18 protein-coding genes, 1 tRNA gene and 1 pseudogene are annotated in these 18564 nt (G+C 67.0%); 8 read left to right on the top strand and 12 right to left on the bottom strand.

All coding sequences use genetic code 11. The features are described 5' to 3' along the window. Together TSH64_RS22645 and TSH64_RS22640 are read right to left on the bottom strand one after the other, a co-directional pair. A pseudogene (locus TSH64_RS22645) lies at window positions 1-150 on the bottom strand (branched-chain amino acid ABC transporter permease LivH); the annotation flags it as partial. Between the two features lie 396 nt (window positions 151-546). Further along, the gene (locus TSH64_RS22640; RefSeq protein ID WP_247873096.1) at window positions 547-1311 is read right to left on the bottom strand and encodes a hypothetical protein; all 765 of its coding nucleotides are present in this window, start codon (window positions 1309-1311) and stop codon (window positions 547-549) included. 264 nt (window positions 1312-1575) lie between these two features. Here TSH64_RS22640 and TSH64_RS22635 point away from each other — a divergent pair, with 264 nt between their 5' ends. Continuing rightward, complete coding sequence (locus TSH64_RS22635) at window positions 1576-2580, top strand: ROK family protein (protein WP_109448437.1); 1005 nt, start codon at window positions 1576-1578, stop codon at window positions 2578-2580. A 7-nt stretch (window positions 2581-2587) separates the two neighbouring features. On the opposite strand, the gene TSH64_RS22630 is transcribed toward TSH64_RS22635, so the two are convergent. The 5 genes from TSH64_RS22630 to TSH64_RS22610 form a co-directional block, all read right to left on the bottom strand. Then, window positions 2588-2986 (bottom strand): hypothetical protein, encoded by a 399-nt coding sequence (locus TSH64_RS22630; RefSeq protein ID WP_109448435.1) that lies wholly within the window; start codon window positions 2984-2986, stop codon window positions 2588-2590. A gap of 171 nt (window positions 2987-3157) precedes the next feature. Then, window positions 3158-4864, bottom strand: coding sequence for a glycosyltransferase family 39 protein (locus tag TSH64_RS22625; RefSeq protein WP_109448433.1), 1707 nt, complete (start codon window positions 4862-4864; stop codon window positions 3158-3160). Beyond that, a complete protein-coding gene (locus tag TSH64_RS22620; protein WP_109448431.1) occupies window positions 4861-5196 on the bottom strand; it encodes a lipid-A-disaccharide synthase N-terminal domain-containing protein in 336 nt (111 codons plus the stop codon). Before TSH64_RS22620 ends, TSH64_RS22625 begins: the two co-directional genes overlap by 4 nt. 55 nt (window positions 5197-5251) lie before the next feature. Continuing rightward, complete coding sequence (locus TSH64_RS22615) at window positions 5252-6013, bottom strand: glycosyltransferase family 2 protein (protein WP_109448429.1); 762 nt, start codon at window positions 6011-6013, stop codon at window positions 5252-5254. Between the two features lie 114 nt (window positions 6014-6127). Then, entirely contained in the window at window positions 6128-7744 is a 1617-nt protein-coding gene (locus TSH64_RS22610; RefSeq protein WP_109448427.1) for a DegQ family serine endoprotease, read from the bottom strand. A 486-nt stretch (window positions 7745-8230) separates the two neighbouring features. Here TSH64_RS22610 and TSH64_RS22605 point away from each other — a divergent pair, with 486 nt between their 5' ends. After that, on the top strand, window positions 8231-9091 hold the full coding sequence (locus TSH64_RS22605) for a hypothetical protein (RefSeq protein WP_109448425.1): 861 nt from the start codon (window positions 8231-8233) through the stop codon (window positions 9089-9091). A gap of 169 nt (window positions 9092-9260) precedes the next feature. Next, a tRNA-Tyr gene (locus tag TSH64_RS22600) sits at window positions 9261-9346 on the top strand. A 101-nt stretch (window positions 9347-9447) separates the two neighbouring features. Here TSH64_RS22600 and TSH64_RS22595 read toward each other — a convergent pair. Genes TSH64_RS22595 through TSH64_RS22585 form a run of 3 tightly spaced genes read right to left on the bottom strand, consistent with a single transcriptional unit; the run spans window position 9448 to window position 10843 of the window. Next, entirely contained in the window at window positions 9448-10014 is a 567-nt protein-coding gene (locus TSH64_RS22595; protein ID WP_109448423.1) for a DUF4865 family protein, read from the bottom strand. Next, complete coding sequence (locus TSH64_RS22590) at window positions 10011-10445, bottom strand: cupin domain-containing protein (protein WP_109448421.1); 435 nt, start codon at window positions 10443-10445, stop codon at window positions 10011-10013. The genes TSH64_RS22595 and TSH64_RS22590 overlap by 4 nt, the downstream gene beginning before the upstream one ends. Next, window positions 10442-10843, bottom strand: a complete 402-nt coding sequence (locus TSH64_RS22585; RefSeq protein WP_109448419.1) for a tautomerase family protein — start codon at window positions 10841-10843, stop codon at window positions 10442-10444. Before TSH64_RS22585 ends, TSH64_RS22590 begins: the two co-directional genes overlap by 4 nt. Before the next feature lie 109 nt (window positions 10844-10952). On the opposite strand from TSH64_RS22585, the gene TSH64_RS22580 reads away from it, so the two are divergent. Beyond that, on the top strand, window positions 10953-11867 hold the full coding sequence (locus tag TSH64_RS22580) for a LysR substrate-binding domain-containing protein (RefSeq protein WP_109448417.1): 915 nt from the start codon (window positions 10953-10955) through the stop codon (window positions 11865-11867). An 8-nt stretch (window positions 11868-11875) separates the two neighbouring features. Here the strand turns inward: TSH64_RS22580 and TSH64_RS22575 are convergent, their stop codons facing one another. Next, window positions 11876-13747 (bottom strand): PAS-domain containing protein, encoded by a 1872-nt coding sequence (locus tag TSH64_RS22575; RefSeq protein WP_109448415.1) that lies wholly within the window; start codon window positions 13745-13747, stop codon window positions 11876-11878. Between the two features lie 282 nt (window positions 13748-14029). Here TSH64_RS22575 and TSH64_RS22570 point away from each other — a divergent pair, with 282 nt between their 5' ends. The 4 genes from TSH64_RS22570 (at window position 14030) to TSH64_RS35980 (ending at window position 17297) form a co-directional block, all read left to right on the top strand. Beyond that, window positions 14030-14455, top strand: coding sequence for a YqaA family protein (locus tag TSH64_RS22570; RefSeq protein ID WP_109452952.1), 426 nt, complete (start codon window positions 14030-14032; stop codon window positions 14453-14455). A 241-nt stretch (window positions 14456-14696) separates the two neighbouring features. Beyond that, window positions 14697-16172 (top strand): cytochrome c oxidase accessory protein CcoG, encoded by a 1476-nt coding sequence (gene ccoG, locus TSH64_RS22565; RefSeq protein WP_247873095.1) that lies wholly within the window; start codon window positions 14697-14699, stop codon window positions 16170-16172. A 212-nt stretch (window positions 16173-16384) separates the two neighbouring features. Continuing rightward, window positions 16385-16942 carry a hypothetical protein gene (locus TSH64_RS22560; protein ID WP_109448411.1) on the top strand — a complete coding sequence of 186 codons (558 nt, stop codon included), beginning with the start codon at window positions 16385-16387 and terminating at the stop codon, window positions 16940-16942. 184 nt (window positions 16943-17126) lie between these two features. Next, window positions 17127-17297 (top strand): hypothetical protein, encoded by a 171-nt coding sequence (locus TSH64_RS35980; RefSeq protein WP_199237642.1) that lies wholly within the window; start codon window positions 17127-17129, stop codon window positions 17295-17297. A gap of 45 nt (window positions 17298-17342) precedes the next feature. Here TSH64_RS35980 and TSH64_RS22555 read toward each other — a convergent pair whose 3' ends face one another. Next, window positions 17343-18503: a cytochrome c peroxidase gene (locus TSH64_RS22555; RefSeq protein ID WP_109448409.1), complete on the bottom strand. Its 1161-nt coding sequence runs from the start codon at window positions 18501-18503 to the stop codon at window positions 17343-17345. Window positions 18504-18564: the final 61 nt, after the last annotated feature.

Below are 18564 nucleotides of genomic sequence, written 5' to 3'. Positions count from 1 at the left end.
CGCCACGAAGGAGCCGATCATGTAAATCTCGCCATGGGCGAAGTTGATCATGCCGATGATGCCGTACACCATCGTGTAACCGATTGCGATCAGGCCGTAGATCGCACCGAGCGACAAGCCGTTGATCAATTGCTGAAGAAAATATTCCATATCCTCATCCCACCTTCAGCGCGGCGCAAAGGCAGGGTGCGGCGGCACGGGCACACTCGGCACACCGGTCTCGCAACAGCAGCCCCCCTGTCTGGTGCACTCTGTCTGGTGCAGCCCGTCCAGTCACCAAACGGAATGCCGTATCATCCGGAGTTCCGTCTATTGGTCTGACGGACCAAGATTTTTCCTGTTCGGAGGCGGCTCCCGCGATCCGGCCGGGCCGTCCGGCAAGTGCCCCTCCTGACCTTTTCGGTAGTACCAGCCTGACGGATTTTTGCAAGACAGATTTGTGTTGTCCGCATGCGTCGCGGCGAAGAGAAAGGGCCGGAAACGCGAAACGCCCCACCGGCGGTTGCCGGCAGGGCGTTTTGCAAGACGACGCGGACCGTCAAGCCGTTAGCGGACGGCGACGGACTGCTTGGTCGGGACGGCGGCAACCTTCTGCTTCGGCTTAGCCGGAGCGGCGGCCTTGGCCGGCTTCGCCTTGGCGGTCGTGGCCTTGGGCGCTGTCGGAGCGGGCGCGGCCGAGGCGACGGCGAAGACCGGGTCGGGGTTGCTGACCACCTTCACGTCGCAGAGCGGGCGGCTGGCCAGATGCATCAGGCCGGCGTTCTTCTCGTCGCTGGTCAGGGTGCGAAGATCGTCCCCCGTCAGGTCCTTCGCGGCGACCGAACGGTCGACGAAGTTGGCGCAATATTGCGGGATGCCGATGGTGGCTGCGCGGCGGCTGATCTCGTTCGCCAGTTCGGTCCGGAACATGTCGAACTGGCGGGTGGCGTTGCCGCCGGAGCCAGAGCGCTTGTAGAAGTTGATCAGCGACGCTTCCGAACTGGACAGCAGGGCGCGGTTCTTGACCGAGAAGTCCTGGTACAGGTCGAACGGCTTCTTGTCCGGCACGACCGTGCGGCAGGTCAGGCCGACCACCATCATCTCGGTGTGCATGCGCATCAGCTGCTCGGCCGCATGTTCGGCGCGGTTGTAGCAGGCAGGCGTGGCCGGGACGCTGGACTTCGCCGGGCGCGCAGCCTTGGTGGCGGCCGGCTTCGCCGGCTCCTTGGCGGCAGCGCCGGCGGACGCCGGCAGGGCGAGCAGCGCGCCGAGGACGGCGGCGCCGGTCAGGGCTTTGAGGGAATGGCGGAGGGCGGCGCGCTGGCGACTCATCAGGGGCTCCGGTGGCGCGGTACGACAGGACGGGTTCGGGCGGGAAACTGCAGTGCCCGACAGTCGGCGACCTTCTACCCGAACGCCGTGACGGGTCAATGAGATTTGGCCGATGCTTGCGTTTTGTCCCATCGGCGCGTCGGGCAGGCAACGCCGGGTGACCGAAGGTTGCTCCCCTCCCGACGGAGGGAGCGTGCGTCGCTGGACGGGACCGGGCCGGCGACGCTATGGATTGGCGCAGCACAGTCGGACAGGTGACAGGGCATGGCAGCCACCGGATCGCAATCGGCCGGAACACGATCTGCCGGAACAGGGACCGCGGCAGAATACCGGAGCGGACACCGCATCGGCATCGATCTGGGCGGCACCAAGACCGAGGGCATCCTGCTCGACCGTCAGGGAAACCAACTGGCGCGCCACAGAGTTCCGACGCCCAAGGGCGATTACGACGGCACCGTCGCCACGATCCGCGATCTGGTGGCCCGGCTGGAACAGGAAATCCCCGCCGGAAGCAGAGCGACGGTGGGGTTGGGCATTCCGGGCGCCATCTCACCCGCGACCGGGCTGGTGAAGAACGCCAACTCCACATGGCTGATCGGACGCGACTTCACGCGCGACCTGTCCCGGGCGCTCGCCCGTCCGGTTAGGATTGAGAACGACGCCAACTGCCTTGCGGTGTCGGAGGCGACCGATGGCGCCGGAGCCGGCTGCGACGTGGTGTTCGCAGCGATCCTCGGCACCGGCTGCGGCGCCGGCATCGTCGTTCATGGCCGGGTGCTGGGCGGGCGCAACGCCATCGCCGGGGAATGGGGCCACAACCCGCTGCCCTGGCCGACCGACGAGGAGCGGCCGGGGCCTGCCTGCTATTGCGGCAAACAGGGTTGCCTGGAAACTTTCGTCTCCGGTCCTGCAGTTGCGGCCGACCATTTCGCCGCAACCGGCGAAAGGCTGGACGCCGCGGCCATCCTGGTCCGCGCCGCCGACCCGTCGGCCGAAGATGCCGGGTGCGGGGCGACGGCGGACCGGCTGGTCGGCCGTCTCGCCCGCGGTCTGGCGGCGGTCGCCAACCTGCTGGACCCCGACGTCATCGTGCTGGGCGGCGGCCTGTCGAACGCGGACCTGCTGTATGACCGGCTGCCGGCGGCGATGCAGCCTTGGGCCTTCAGCGACCGGCTGGACACGCCGGTGCGCCGCGCCCGCCACGGCGATTCCAGTGGCGTGCGCGGTGCGGCATGGCTGTGGCGGCCCGGAGAGTTGCCGGCGGAGTAGCCGGTCCTTACTCCCGTCGCGCGGTTCGCGGCACAGGCGGAGCGTCGGCGCTGCGCGGTGCGGCCATTACGCGCTTGGCGGCCGCGGGATCCACCGGCGGCGGCGTCAGCGAATGGGACGCGGAGTAATGCTTGTCCGTCCGCTTCACGTCGGTGCCGTATCGCGCCATGCCGGCCCGGTCCTTGCCCGCCTTCGTCGCCCCCCAATGGGACGGCGCCGGGCCGGGCAGCGGCTGGGCCTGATCCAGGTTGCGCAGCAGCGGGCCGGTCGGGACCATCTGGTCGTACACCCAGGGCGCATATTCCTGCTTCTGGGCGTGGGCCGGCAGCGACAGCGTCATCACCGCCAGTGCGGCGGCGACGGCGGTCCGGATGGCGGTATCGGCAGAGAAGGCAACGCGGGTCATCGAACAGGCACCTTTCGTCCGGGAAAACGGATCGGAAGGAGCAGTCGAACGCAAAGCACCCGCGCCGTCCAATGCGGAGGCGCGTTACCCACCCCGGTCGCCGCATGCCCATGCGGGGCATAGGTCCCGCCTTGCGATACGGCGCCGGGGCTATTCCGTTGGGAGACCCCGTCAGGAGGCCGGCAGGCGGTAGAGCGTCAGGTGCAGGCGCTTTCCGGTGTTGTAGTTGAAGCCCGACAGCTCGGTCAGCGACAGCGGCGTCACGGTGCCCAGGCTGTCGAGGAAGGCCGGCGCCTCGCGGTCCTCCACCAGGGCAAGCCCACAGGCGCGGTCCGCCGTCAGATGCGCGGCAGCGCCGGCACCATGGACCAGCTTGGTCGGCGTGCCGAGCAGGAAGACCAGGCTCGGCTCCGAATAGCCGGCGGTCGCCACCACGCTGTCCGGGCAGGGCCGGACCTGCGCGACAGCGCGGGCGGCCTGCCGGCTGACCCACACGCCGTCGATGCTCGGCAGCACGGCGGCATAGGTCCCGGCATAGAGCAGCGCCGCGGCACCGACCCCGGCGGCAAGCCCGGCCCGCCGCTCCCCACGCAGAAGAGAGCGCAGGGCGAGCGCGAAGAGGCCACCCACCGCCGGCACCAGCGCCACCCCGACCGGATCGATCCGGCCATCGACCAGCCAGGGGATCACCGCCACCGCCAGCGTCAAGGCACCGAAACCGATCACGCCCAGCGCCACCGCGGCGGCAACCAGCCAGCGGCGCGGCTTTTCGCGGCTGCGGTCGAAACCGTCGATCAAGGCCGCCGCGGCGATGGCGGCGATGGCCGGGAAGACAGGCAGGGTATAGTGCAGGAGCTTGGTCGGCACCGCCTCGAACACCAACCAGCTCGGGACGATCCAGGCGATGCAGAAGCGCACGGCATCCAGACGGCGGCGCGCCCACACCCAGGGAACGGCCAGCAGGGCCAGCAGCGACCAGGGGGCGAAGGTCACCCAGAAGGTGCCGAGGTAATAGCCGGGCGGCAGCCCCTTGCCCTCCTGACCGCCCGACACCTTGCCCAGCATGTCGTGGCCGACGGATTCGGCGAAGAAGGCGCCTTTGCTCTTGATGGCGATGGCGATCAGCCAGGGGGCGGCGATCGCGATGACGATGCCGATCCCGGCCAGCGGCTTCAACCGCTTCAGCCACCCGGCCTCGCGGTCCCACAGCGCCAGAACCAGCGCCGTGCTGCCGGACACCAGCAGGACCATCGGCCCCTTGACCAGCACGCCGATGCCGGCGGCGATCCAGAAGACCAGCGGAGCCACCCAGGCAGCGCGCCCGGCGGGGACCGGCCCACGGCGGCCGAGATAGAGCTGGGCGAGCACCGCCTGCCCGACCACCACAGTGGAGAGCAGCACGGCATCGGTCTTGGCCATCCGCGCCTCGACCCCCAGCACGACGCAGGAGGCCATCATCAGCCCGGCGATGAAGCCGGCCGGGCCGCCGAACAGCCGGGCCGCCGTCCAGGCGCTGGCGAGGACGGCCAGGATGGCGCCCAGGAACGAGGGGATGCGGTAGGTCCAGATGACCTTGTCGGCACCGACCGGAATTCCGCGCACAACATCGGCGGCAGCGGTCGCTGCGGTCTGCAGCCAGTAGATGCCGACCGGCTTCTTGTAGCGCGTCTCGTCCTGGAAGCGGATGTCGACATAGTTGCCGCTGTCCAGCATCTGCGACGATGCCTGGGCGAAGCGCGCCTCGTCCCGGTCGAAGGGCGGCAGCACCGTGAAGCCCGGCAGGAAAAGCGCCGCGGCGATCAGCGCCAGCAGCGCATAGGCCCAGATCGGCAGGCGGCTGGCCGGCAGACGGCCTTGCGGCGAGGACGCTGCGGTCACGGCTTGCTCGGTACCGCGTCGCCGGTGGCCTGCGACTTCTTGTGCGACCAGACGAAATAGACGTTGCGGGCATAGATCACCAAGCCCATGCCCTGCCCCAGCATGAAGACCGGGTCGAAGCGGTAGAAGGCATAGGCGAACAGCATGACGCCACCGCCCAGCGAGAAGTACCAGAACATCTCCGGCACCACGCTGCGGCGCGCCTTTTCACTGGCGATCCACTGCACGATGAAGCGCATGGTGAACATCAGCTGGGCGAAAAAGCCGATGCCGACCCAGATCAGGTCGGTGGTGCTTTGCCCCTGGAACCACGCTGCGGCGCGCTCTAGCATCGTTGAATCCTGTACCGAATGGGTCGCTGTGAGGGTCGATCGGCTTTAAAAGACGTCAGAGGCGTTCGGAGACCGGCGACATCTTCGTCCGCCGCTTCAGCCAGTAAACGCCCAGCAGATCGACCACGCCGATCAGCCCGCGCCGCCAGTTGTTGTATTTTGACACGCCGCGTTCGCGCGGACGATGGTTCACCGGCACATAAGCCACCGGGTGGCCGTGGGCGCGGAACAGCGCCGGCAGGAACCGGTGCATCGCCCCGAAGAAGGGCAGGTCGAGGAAGGCGTCGCGGCGGAACAGCTTCAGCCCGCAGCCACTGTCGGTGCAGCCGTCCTGCAGGAAGGACTGGCGGACGGCATTGGCGATCTTCGAGGCCCAGCGCTTCGATAGCGTGTCCTGCCGCTTCTTGCGCAAGCCGCCGACCAGCACCGGCGCTCCCGCCTCGCCCGTCGACACCAGAGCGAACAGTGCCGGGATGTCGGCCGGATCGTTCTGGCCGTCGCCGTCGAGCGTCACCACGAACTCGCCGCGCGCCGCCTTGACGCCGCTGCGCACCGCCGCACTCTGGCCGGAGCGCTGGACATGACGCAGCACGCGCAGCCGGCCGGCCTCGACCGCCGGGGCAAGACGCGCCTGGGTGTCGTCGTCGGACTGGTCGTCGACGAAGATGACCTCGAAACCGCCGACCGGAGCCAGTGCCCGCTCGATCTCTTCGAGCAGGGGCAGCACGTTCTCGGCCTCGTTGAAAACGGGGACAACGACCGACAGCCGCACCGGCTGGCCGCTCTCCGGATAAATGCTCACGGTTTGCCATCCCATTCGCCAAACGGGCGGCAAATTACTCTCGCGGCGCGGCGAACGGTAGCGGAAAAGGATGAGACGGAAGCGGGGCAGATCTCCGCTTCCGTCCGATCCGCAAATGCGAAGGCCGGACTACCCCTTCTTGCCACCGGTCTCGGGGACCAGGGGCAGCGGCACATAGCGCAGGTCGCCACCGCGGCTGACCAGCATCAGCAGGGTCTTGCGCCCCTGTTCCTTGGCCTTGGCGATGCGGGTTTCCAGATCGGCAGCGGTCGCCACCGGTTCCTGCCCGGCCTCCACGATGACGTCGCCGAGGTCGAGCCCGCGCTGCGAGGCCGCGCTGTCGCGGTCGACCTCCGTGACCACCAGACCGTCGACATCCTCGCCGATGGCGAAGGTCTCGCGCAGGCCGGGGGTCAGCGGAGCCAGCTTCAGGCCGAGCGCCGACTTGCTCTCCTCCGGCTGGGCGGACCGGGGGGCGCCGCTCGATCCCGACATCGCCAGCTGCTGCGGCTCGTCGCGCAGTTCGCCGACGGTGACCTGGATCGACTGCTGCTTGCCGCCGCGCAGCAGGGTCATCGGCACGGTGCTGCCGATCTGCGTGGAGGCGACAAGGCGGGGAAGCTGGCGCATCTGCTCCAGCGGGTCGCCGTTGAAGGCGGTGATGACGTCGCCCTGGCGCAGCCCGGCCGAGGCGGCGGGACTGTCGGGCGAGATGCTGGTGACCAGGGCGCCGCCGGAGCCTTCCACGCCCAGGCTTTCGGCGATGTCCGGCGTCACCCGCTGGACCTGGACGCCCAGCCAGCCGCGGCGCACCTTTCCGCCGTCCTTCAACTGGTCGATGATCGGCTTGGCCAGCGAGGATGGGATGGCGAAGCCGATGCCAACCGATCCGCCGGTCGGTGAATAGATCGCGGTGTTGATGCCGATCACGGCGCCGCCGGCGTCATAGAGCGGACCGCCGGAATTGCCACGGTTGATGGCGGCATCGGTCTGCAGATACTCGTCATAGGGGCCCTGCTGGATGTCGCGGGCACGGGCCGACAGGATGCCGGCGGTCACCGAGCCGCCGAGGCCGAAGGGGTTGCCGATGGCGACCACCCAATCGCCGACCTCCACCGTTTCGCTGTCGCCCCAATGGGCGGCGGTCAGCGGCTTGGCGCTTTCGACCTTCAGCAGCGCAAGATCGGTCGGCGCGTCCGACCCCACCAGCTTGGCCGGCAGCTTGGTGCCGTCATGCAGGGTGACGGCGATTTCGGCCGCGTCGGAAACGACATGGTTGTTGGTGACGATCAGGCCCGACGGATCGATGATGAAGCCGGAGCCGAGCGCCATGCTGGGCAGCCCTTGCGGACCGCTCCCCTGCGAACCGCCGTTCGGCCCGCTTTCCGGCGAGCCGTTGCCCTGGCCGCCCCTCTGCCGGTTGCGGAACTCACGGAAGAACTGCTCCAGCGGCGAGCCGGGTGGAATGTCCATCCCCTCCGGCAGCCTGCCGCCACCCGCCGAGGGCTGGGGCGCCTGGGTGCTGGAGATGTTGACGACGGTGTCGATCTGCGTGCGGGCAAGGTCGCGGAAGGACGGCGGCGCGTATGTTCTGCTCGCCCCCGGCTGCGCCCCGACGGCGGGCGCGTCCTGGGCTGCGGCCGGCAGCGCCGGCAAAAACACAGCACCGGACAGCAACGCGCACAGCGCCGCGGCTGGAAGGCGTCGGAAGATCGGGTACGAACGCGGCACGGACGCATGCGGCATGGACGGTCTCCGCAGAAAACGGTTGGGCAAACGCCGAAGAGTCGCGACCAACGGCTCTTCAAAAGACCCTGGGCGAGAAACCATCGAATGGCGGGCCCCGGTCGGGTTTGTTCTGAAACTGCAAACACGCAACCCCCCGTCCGGGGTCCATCGCACTTTTCAAAAGTCCGGCGACCGGAAGATGCCGGCGGCGGATTCGTTCCACTCTGGGTTTCGGGCTGCCCGCAGTTTTTAAAACCGCAGGCCTTGCACCAAGCATCGTGCCCAGTTGTGACACCGGATACAAAATCACGATTCCGTGCAAAGTTATGCTGGCATTTTTGAGAAGAGTTTCCGATAGTCATCCATACCGAAAACATCGCCCGCCAGCGTGAAGCCTCGATGCTGCTGACGCACGCGCCCGCGTGGTCCCGCGTCTGAAGCGTGCGGTCCGGGTGGACATGCTGACGAATGACTGAAAATTCACTTTGGCAACCGAGCGATATAATGAACTCAGAAACCGGGAGCGAACCGGAGTCTCCCAAGAAGCGTGGGCGCATTCCTCAGTCGGCGTGGCCCCAAATTCTTGATCGCTACCGCAGCGGTGCAACCCTTTCGGCCATTGCGCGCGAATTCGAGTGCACCCCCAGCGCCATCTCCTACATCATCAAGAAGGCGGAGGCCGCGAGCGGCCAGGGCGACGCCGTCTCCGGTGACGCGCAGGACGATGTACAGATCGCCGAGGCCGGCACGTCCGCCACGGCGGACACGGCGGGCGAAGCCGTTGCTCCGGTGACGGCGGCGACCCCGGAGACGCCGGCCGAAACGCCGGTGGCCGCGGCCGCCGAACCCGCTCCGGCACCGGCTGCCGAGGCACCTGCCGAACCGCGCCGCGCCGCCGGCCGCACCGGCCGGACCACGCTGACCCGTGCCTCCCGGCCGGAACCGGCTGCCGAACCGGCCCCGGCCGAAGCACCGGCAGCGGCCCCGGCGCCAGCCCCGGCGCCGACGGAAACGCTGCGGCTGAACCGCCCGGACCCTGCCCCGGCGGCCCCGGCGCCCACGCCGGCTCCAGCCGCACCGGTGGCCGCCGCGCCGGAGGCCCCGCGGGCTCCCGGCCAGCCGACCCCGCCGGTGGATGCGATCGAAGGCCGCCTGCGCGACACCGCCAAGGCCTGCATCTCCGCCTATCGCGGCTGGCGTCAGCAGCCGAGCGAGGCGACGATCCAGTCCCTGTCCGACACCGTGCATGAACTGCGCAAGGCCTTGGCCCGCGTGGAAATCGACATGTCGGCCAGCCGCCGCGAGGAACAGGCGATCCGCCCGATCCCGATCCCGGCGCATCGGGCTTCGCGCCGCCCGAACTGAGCGGACTTTTGAAAAAGCGGGTTTGAAAAAGCCCCTTTGAAAAGCCTCCGTCCCCCCGTGGGACGGAGGCTTTTTGTTGCCGCTTTTGTTGCCGCGCCTCCGCTTGCGTTTTTCGCGCAAAAGGGGCTTGACGCCCCCCTGTCGAAAGGCTACTCCTCCGCACCCCGATGGAAGGGTGGCCGAGTGGTTAAAGGCAGCAGACTGTAAATCTGCCCGCGTTAGCGTACGCTGGTTCGAATCCAGCCCCTTCCACCATCCCTGCGAAATCACTGCCCCGCAGGGTTGCCGCTTGAGGCGGCGACTGTGCTGAAAACTCCCTCCTGGTTACAGCAATCCTGCGCCATCGATGCGCGGATTTATTGTTCGTTCGGCAGCGAGACATGCCCGACGGTGTAAAGTTGCATCATCTCCGTCATCACAGGCGGCAGCCCGGGCCAGAGCGTGACTTTCGTCATCTTCCACCCCGTCGGATCGAACGCGGCAATGGCGGCCAATGCACCGGCATCAATCGCCGACTTTGCCTCCGCGATGGCAGTGTCCCGCTGAGAAGCCAGATCCGAATAGGCGGCAATCGCAGCGATGTCGCGGGCCGCGTAAGTCGCGGCTTTCAAATTCCCCGTCAGTTCAGCATGCCAAACCAGCCATGTCTGCACCGACGGCCAGCCGAAATCGCGTGTCAGTGCCGCAAAACCCGGACTGGAAAGAAAGCTGTCGATCCCTTCCGGCTCATCCCACAGGTAGAACGGCGCATAGAGGTTTTCCGCACTGGCAAAGCCGGCGTCCTGCTTTCTTGCCGCGAGATAGGCTTTGAAACACAGCCGTGGAAAACCGTCGAGCAGAGGCCCCTTCTGACGAATGCGGCGGTCGATGATCGCCATGTCGTATTCGGCGGGCAGCACGAAGCTGTATTGCATGGCGATCATCGGGAAATCTCCTCCTGCCCGACGGCTTCCATCCAGTGAACGGCGGTCCCGTCCCGCACCGGCTGGACGCTGACATAGCTGAACGGGCTGGACGGGGCCGCGCCATGCCAGTGGCGTTCGCCGGGTGCGAACCAGACGGCGTCCCCGGCACGGACCTCGACCGCTTCGCCGCCCTCGCGCTGCACGAGGCCGACACCGTCGAGCACGAAAAGAAGCTGTCCGGACGGATGGCTGTGCCAATGGGTCACGACGCCCGGCGGGATGAAGGCGCGCATTGCCGTCATCTCCCCCTCCGTCCGGCTCGACAGCAGCATCTGGACGAGGAAGGCGCCGTTGGCGATCCCTTCGGGCGCGGCAACAATGCCTTCGCCGGCGCGTCGGACGGTCATGGCCGGCGGACAGGACATCTGCATTTCAAAATAGCCGGTCATGACCGGGCCTCCTGCGCCGGCAGTCCGGCCGACACACCGGATGCGAAGGACCAATCCTCGAAGGTCGAATCGGCGATCATGATCATCACGTCTTCCGGCCGTACGCCCGGCGATGCCGCAAGGGTCTCGACCAGCCGCCGGTAAAAGCGTGCCTTGGTTTCCGGCGACCGCAGCTTTCCCGTGGTGATGTGAAAGACGATGAAGTCGTCCGAGCGCGGGCCACCGCGATAGGTCCGGTCGAAGATCAATTCATCCGGTCGGTGCTGATGAATGACCACGAAGCGGTCATTCTCCGGAACCTCGAAGCAGTCGACCAGCGCACGGTCCAGACTGTCGGAAATGGCCGCGAGATAGGCCGGCGATTTGCCCGCGAGCAAAGAAATCCGTGTGAAGGGCATGGCATGCCGCTCCTGTTTGAGCGATTGACAACCCCAGTATGGATGGAGATTATCGTCCCGATAATCAGATTATTCTGAATGAATCGTCCTGTTTTGCGGGATTTTGCAAATGCGCCTGACCAACCTCGACATGGATGCGCTGCGCAGTTTCGTCGCCGGCATCGACGCCGGATCCTTCGCCCAGGCCGCCGACCGGCTCGGGCGGTCGACATCGGCGGTCAGCGCCCAGCTCAAGAAGCTGGAGGAGCAGGCCGGGACGGCGCTGGTGCGCAAATCGGGTCGCGGGCTGACGCTCACCGATGGCGGCGAGGTGCTGCTCTCCTATGCCCGGCGTCTGTTGAACCTGAATGACGAGGCGATGAGCGCCGTTCGCGGCGCGGGGCTGGAGGGCTGGGTTCGTCTGGGAATCCAGGAGGATTTCGGCGAGACCGTGTTGCCGCAGGTCCTCGGCCGCTTCGCCCGTGCCCACCCCAAGGTCCGGATCGAGGGACGCATCGCCCGCAACAGCGAGCTGTCCGAAAAGATCGCCTCCGGCCATCTCGATCTGGCCCTGGCATGGGACGACGGCAGTGCATCGGCCACCGAACGGATCGCGTCATTGCCGTTGTGCTGGCTGACCGCGGCGGAGGAGGCGCCGGTCTGGCGGGCCGGCGGGACCGAGCCGTTGCCGCTCGTCGCATTGGAGGCGCCATGCCTGCTGCGCACCATCGCCTGCGACCATCTGGACCGGCATGGGATTGCCTGGCGCATCGCCTTCGTCAGCCCGAGTCTTGGCGGCCTCTGGGCGGCGACGGCGGCGGGGCTCGGCATCGCCCTGAGGACGCCGGTGGGCCGGCCGGCGGCGGTCCGCGTGCTCGATCCCGTCGCCGGCGGCTTGCCGCAACTTCCGTCGCTCGGCCTCCGGCTCTTGCGGTCGGACAGGGGGCCGAACCCGATTGGCGATCATCTTGCCACCATCATCCGGCAGGCTTTGCGCGAAACACTGCCGGCCGGCTGGATGCCGGAAACACCGGACGCCGGCTGACGCCGGCCTCAGAGCGGCAGCGGATCGGCCGGCGTCACCCGCGGGAAGCGCAGCGTGAAGGCGGTCCCCGCCCCCGGCTCGCTCTCCAGCCGCAGCAGCCCGCGCAGGGTGCGCGTGACCAGCGTGTAGACGATGTTCAAGCCCAGCCCGCTGCCGCCGCGGTCGCGGCTGGTGGTGAAGAAGGGCTCGAAGATTTTGCCGTGCAGGTCGGCCGGAATGCCGCGCCCGTCGTCGGCATAGACCAGTTCCACCTCCCCACCGGTCGCCGTGACGGTCACGGTCAGCCGGCCGCGGACGCCAGGCTCATAGCCGTGCAGGAGCGAGTTGATGACGAAATTGGTCAGGATCTGGCTGAAAGCGCCGGGGTAGCTGTCGAGCGTCAGACCATCCGGGCAACGCACCTCGACCGAATGCCCGCTGCGGCGGATGCGCATGCCAAGGCTGCGCAGAATCTCATGGATGTACTGGTTCAGCTCGAAGACGCGGCGTTCCTCGCTGGCCTGATCGACGGCGATCTGCTTGAAGCTCTGGATCAGGCGGGTCGCGCGCTCGATGTTCAGCAGCATCAGCTGCGTCGCCTCGTCGGCGATGTCGATGTAGTCCGCGAAATCGCCGCGCCGCAGGCTGCCGGCTTCAAAGAGATGCCGCAAGGCACGGGTCTTCTCCGCCAACAGCGAGGCGCCGGTCAGGGCAATGCCGACCGGCGTGTTGATCTCGTGCGTCACCCCGGCCACCAGCGATCCCAGGGCCGCCATCTTCTCCGCCTGGATCAGCTGGACCTGCGCCTCCTTCAAATCCTGCAGGGCCCGCTCGGCCTCATCCCTGGCGGCGCGCACCGCCTCGGCCGCATGGACGCTTTCGGTGACGTCGGTGTGGGCGCCGACGATGCGGGCGATCCGGCCGTCATTCCCCGCCACGGCGAGCACGCGGGTTTCCAGGAAGACCGTCTGTCCGGACCGATGGCGGAAACGCTGGAGCTGGCGGCTTTCCGACCGGCGGCCGGTCGCCAGTTCCTCCACCATCTCCAGCGCTGCATCGCGGTCCTGCGGATGGAGCAGCTCCTCCCAGCGGCGGCGGCTGTTATCCATTTCCGTTTCGGAATATCCCAGCAGGCCCCACCATTGCGGGGAAAACCACACCTCCCCGCTGTGCAGATCCCATTGCGAGATGCCCTCTCGCGCCGCCCGGATCGCCTGTTCCAGCAAGTCCCGGCTGGAGGCCAGTTCCCGCTCCGCCTGCTTGCGGCGGGTGATGTCGGTGTAGGTGGTGACGAATCCACCGTCGGGCAGCGGCAGGGTCACCGTCTCGATGATGACGCCGTCGGGCCGGACACGTTCGTTATAGAAGGGCCAGGGCGCCTTGCGGATATGGTGCAGCCGCTGCGCCACCAGATCGTCGACATTGCCGCGGCCGTAGCCGCCCTGTTCGGCGATGTGGCGGACCACCGCCTCGTAAGGCTGGGCGTAGCGCGGGAATCCGGGATCGATGTAGAGCAGCTCCAGCACGCGCCGGTTCCAGGCGACCAGCCGGAGGTCGCGGTCGAAGGCCATCACCCCCTGGCTGAGGCAGTCGAGCACCGAACTGGTCTTCGCCCACGGTCCATGCTCCGCCGGGATGCCGGCAACGGCCGCCTCGACCGCCGTCAGCAGCCACTCGCCCGCCCCGCCGCTCCCCAGCGCCAATGTGACGGCGCTGCCGTCGGGAAGCGCGGACGTCATCGGCCGGCCACGGCGCAGATCGGCCATGGCACCGCCCAGCAGGCTGCCGAACAGACCGTCCAGCGTCGTGTTGCCGGCCACGGCGAACCGGGCCGCGAAGGCGGCATTGGCCCACACCAGACGTTCGTCGGCGTCGAAGCGGGCGAACCCGGTTTCCCCCATGCCCGTGCCTACTCCCTCCGCTCGGTCCACCAGCCACCAAATTTGCGCGAAGACCCCAATTCAAATAGCATTGATTACGGGAATACTCATAAATTCTAACGCAAAAATAGATTATTTTCTCGCATTCTTATATCTCTGAAGTTGCCGGGCAAGTGCCATTGCGGGATGCCTCCCGAGAAATCCGGCGGACAGACCTCTTGATTTTGCGCGACCACGAAGCCTAATCCAGCGCCTGTTGTGGGGTGCGACAGTCAAGCCGTTGGCGGGAAAAGGATTTGCATGATGGGGGATGTCGCGGCCTATGGCAGCCTGTTCCTGGTGGCGCTGGTGGCCGCGACGATTTTTCCCGCCCAGTCCGAGCTTCTGCTCGCCGGGCTGCATGCATCCGGCAACTATCACGATGGCCTGCTGATTCTGGTGGCGACCGTCGGAAATGTCGCCGGTTCCACGATCAACTGGGCGCTCGGCCGCTATCTGATGCATTTTCAGGACCGCCGCTGGTTCCCGGTTTCCCGCCCGCTGGTCGAACGGGCGACCGGATGGTACCAGCGTTTCGGCGTCTGGTCGCTGCTGCTGGCGTGGGTACCCGTGATCGGCGATCCGCTGACGCTCGTCGCCGGCATCCTGCGCGTCGACCTGCGCCTGTTTCTGCTGCTGGTCACCGTCGGCAAGCTAGGACGATACGTTGCACTGATTGTTGCAATATAGCACAGTATAGTAGAAGCATTGTGCGTGATACCGCTGAAATCCGACAACAATGAGCTTGTGAACGGGCCGGCCGGCACAGTATTAACGGACCCCGAAACGCGGATCCCTCGAACCGGTGGAAAGCCTCGGACCTGACGGGGCTTTTCGGAATATCGACGTTGTTTGACAGAGGTCAAACGCGCCGCATCGGCGGTCGACTATGCTCCGCGCCAACGTGGAACCGGAAATCAGGCGCATCGACATGCCAGACGGAAGCATCGTTCAGCAGGGCCCCGCCCAACCCGCCAAGGTTCCGCTGTACGAAAACCATAAGACGATTCATCCGAAGGCGGTCAAGGGCCTCTATCGCCGCCTGAAGACCGTCACCTTCTCCGTTCTTCTGGCACTGTTCTTCATCGCTCCCTGGATCCGCTGGGAACGCGGTCCCGATGCGCCGGCCCAGGCGGTGCTGTTCGACCTGACCACGCCGCGCTTCTTCCTGTTCTGGATCGAGATCTGGCCGCAGGAGATTTACTACCTCACCGGCATCCTGATCGTCGCGGCGCTGGGCCTGTTCCTGGCGACGGCGCTGGCCGGGCGTGTCTGGTGCGGCTTCGCCTGCCCGCACACGGTGTGGACCGACCTGTTCGTGTGGATCGAGCGCGTCTTTGAAGGCGACCGGGCGGAGCGCATCCGCATGGAAAAGCAGCCCTGGACGACGCGCAAGATCCTGCGCAAGGCCGGCAAGCATGCCGGCTGGATAGCGCTCAGCCTCGTCACCGGCTTCGGCTTCCTCGCCTATTTCACCGACGCCCCTGCCCTGCTGCACGATCTGGCCACCTTCCAGGCCAGCTACGAGGCGACATCGTTTTTCGGCATCTTTGTCGGCATGACCTATGTGATGGCCGGCTGGACCCGCGAGCAGATGTGCATGTACATGTGCCCGTGGCCGCGCATCCAGAGCGCGATGCTGGACGAACATTCGCTGGTCGTCACCTATCAGGTCGACCGCGGCGACAACCGCGGCCCGAAGCGCAAATCGCAGAGCTGGGACGAGCGCCGCGCCCAAGGCTTCGGCGACTGCATCGACTGCGGCCAGTGCGTGCAGGTCTGCCCGATGGGCATCGACGTCCGCACCGGCGAGCAGTCGGACTGCATCAACTGCGGCCTGTGCGTCGACGCCTGCGACAGCATCATGATCCAGCAGGGCCTGCCCACTCGCCTGATCGCCTTCGATTCGCTGGCCGCCCAGGATACGCGGGCGTCCGGCAAGAGCTACCAGTGGCGCCTGTTCCGCCCGCGCGTCATCGTCTATGCCCTGATGATGCTGGTCATCGGCGGCGCGATGGCCTGGAGCTTCGCGCTCCGCCCCAGCCTGAGCATCACCGTTCTGCGCGACCGCGCCCCGCTGTTCGTGACGCTGTCCGACGGGTCGATCCGCAACGCCTACACCTTCAAGGTCGCCAACAAGACCCGGCAGAACCGCTCCTACACCCTCAGCGTCGCCGGCCTGAGCACTGCCGACATCAAGGTGATCGGCGAGGCGGGGGATGAGGCAGCCGCCCACACCGCCACCATCTCGGCGGAGCCCGACAGCGTCGCCACCTATCGCGTCTATGTGACGGCCCCGCGCGCGGCACTCACCGCCGCCTCGCTTCCGCTGACCTTCCAACTGTCCGACACCGGCACTGCAGAGAAGAACAGCCGCGACAGCGTCTTCCTCGGCCCCGCCAACTGACGGTCGCCAGCACCTTGGCATGAGCGCGAAAGGCGGTGGCCGTCGGAACGGCCTACCGCCTTTCGCTTTTCTGCGCAAAGGGGGGACGCCCGCATGGACAGTTTGCGCGGGCACCCGAGCCACTCACCTGACTCAAGCGAACGCAGGCTGGGCTACGGCGACACCGTGCCGCCCGGCAGCGTGGTGACGGGTGGCAGCGAGGTGAAGGTCCCATGCTTTTTGATTTCGAACCATCGGGCATCAACGACACCTACCTGCGCCTGACACGCAACGGGTTGTCCTGCATCGTTGCGCCGGCCGGGGCATGGAACGGGCTTGTCCGGGTGAATTACATCGTGGCCGGCGCCCCCGGCAGCAGCGAGCCCTACATGATCTTCCGCAGCCTGGATGTCGGCTGGGACGATGGCCGCTTCTGCTGGAAGGGGCGCGCGGCGCCGGTGATGACCAGCTCGGCCATGGTCGACATCCTGCTGGATCGCGGAATGGTGACCGAGGCGGAGGCGGAACGGCTGCTGTTCGGCATCAACACGCCGGCGGCCGGCGCCACGTCCGACGAGTCGCTGATGATCCGCGCCCTGCTCGCCGGCTGCAGCTTCACCCCCGTCTACGACCAGCAGCCGCTCAGCAGCGAACCGCCGGCGGTCGCCGGCTTCGCCATGCGTACCCTGTCCGATCCCGGCGCCTTCATGCTGGAGGCCCGCAACGGCATCCCCGTTCTGGACGGCGAGGCGCGCGACGCTCTGCGCCGGCTGGTCGGCGTGGCGATGTGACGCCCTGCCCCTCCGTCTTTGGTCGAAGATCGCGGCGAATAGGACCGATTCCCCGCCCAATGGCGTAGGGACTAGACCTTTGGGCGATAGAAACTGTCACAGTGCCAGGACATTCTTATCGCAACTGCTCACAGGAGCCATGCTGCCGCCGACTTAAACCCTTTGCGAGAGAGTCCGACCAGCCATGAACGCCAGACTGTCCAACCGCTGCACCTCCCTGTTCGACCGTGCCCGCGCCGCTTGGCTCAGCCAGCCGCTGGCCCGCAAGCTGGCCTCCCGCAAGGCCGCCGGGCGTCCCCGGATGTCGATGGAACTGCTGGATCTGGAGCTCTTCCGCATCGACATCGGCCATTGAGGGCGGCCATTGAAGGCTTCCGTCCGGCCCCATTCGGTGACTGCGCTATTTCAGCAGATGCTCGTACCGCGCATCGGTCAGCGTCTTCATGAAGGCGACCAGCGCCTTGACGCGGCGGGTATCCAGGGCGGGCGCCGATTCCAGTTCCTTTGACGACAGGTTCGCCGCCACCTCCGGCGGTCCCCACGGCTTGCCCGTCTCCGGGTTGAGCGCAGCCTTTTCCGTCCGGTTGTTGTAGTGGTCGTAGAAGCGGACCACGGTTTCCAGATCCTTGAACACCCCATTGTGCATGTAGGGGCCGGTCACCGCGACGTTGCGCAGGGTCGGCGTCTTGAATTTCCCCTCATAGGCGGCTTTGGCCGCCGCCGGATTGTCGTGCAGCCCGCGGTCGGCGAAGCCCGGTTTGCCGGTGGCGTCGCGCAGGGCGGGATTGGCCGGCACGCCGATGTTGTGGTGTTCGTAATTGGTGAAGGTCTCTCCCGCGGCAGCCGGCATCGGCTTCAGCTTGTGGCACTGGTTGCAGTTGGTGAACTGGGTGGAGAAGAACAGGGTCATCCCCAGATCCTCCTCCGCCGTCATCTTGTACTCGCCGCGCAGGGAACGGTCGTATTTCGAATCGAAGGGCGCGAAGCGCTCGGTCTTCTCGAAGGCGGCAATGCTGTCGCTCATCGCGTCATAGGCGCGCTCGGCATCGTCCAGCACACCGGCACCGTAGAGCGCCACGAAGGCGCGGGCATAGTCGGGATTCTCCGCCAGCCGTGCGCGTGCCTGCTCCTTGGACGCCAGCCCCATCTCCGCCGGGTTCAGCGGCGGACCGCCGGCCTGATCCTTCAGGGTGGCGGCGCGGCCGTCCCAGAACTGCCCGCCGACCGCCTTGCCGTCGGGCTTGATGTGGAAAGACGGCGTGAAGGCGGCATAGCTCGCCGTCGGCGCGTTGCGGTCGCCCACCGATTTGCCGTTGTCCCCGACCGACGCCGCCCCACCCGCCCCGCCGGTGCGCGGATCGGCGAAGCCGAAATCCGGGTTGTGGCAGTCGGCGCAAGATTGGGTGCGGTTGGCCGACAGAGCCGTGTCGGAAAACAGCGCTTCCCCCAGCTTTTCCTTGTTTGAGAGATCGGCAGCGAGCGCCGTCCCGCCCCCCGAGAGACCGGCCGACAAGAGCGCCAGCGCCAACGCACGGGGAAAGGAAAGAGAGGGGATGGACATGATGACGCTCCTGGCAACGGCCGCTGACTGAGGCGGACACTGAGCGTCAAAGATTAAACGA

The organism is Azospirillum sp. TSH64, assembly GCF_003116035.1.
Classification (GTDB): Bacteria; Pseudomonadota; Alphaproteobacteria; order Azospirillales; family Azospirillaceae; genus Azospirillum.
This window is presented reverse-complemented; position numbering and strand designations above follow the sequence as displayed.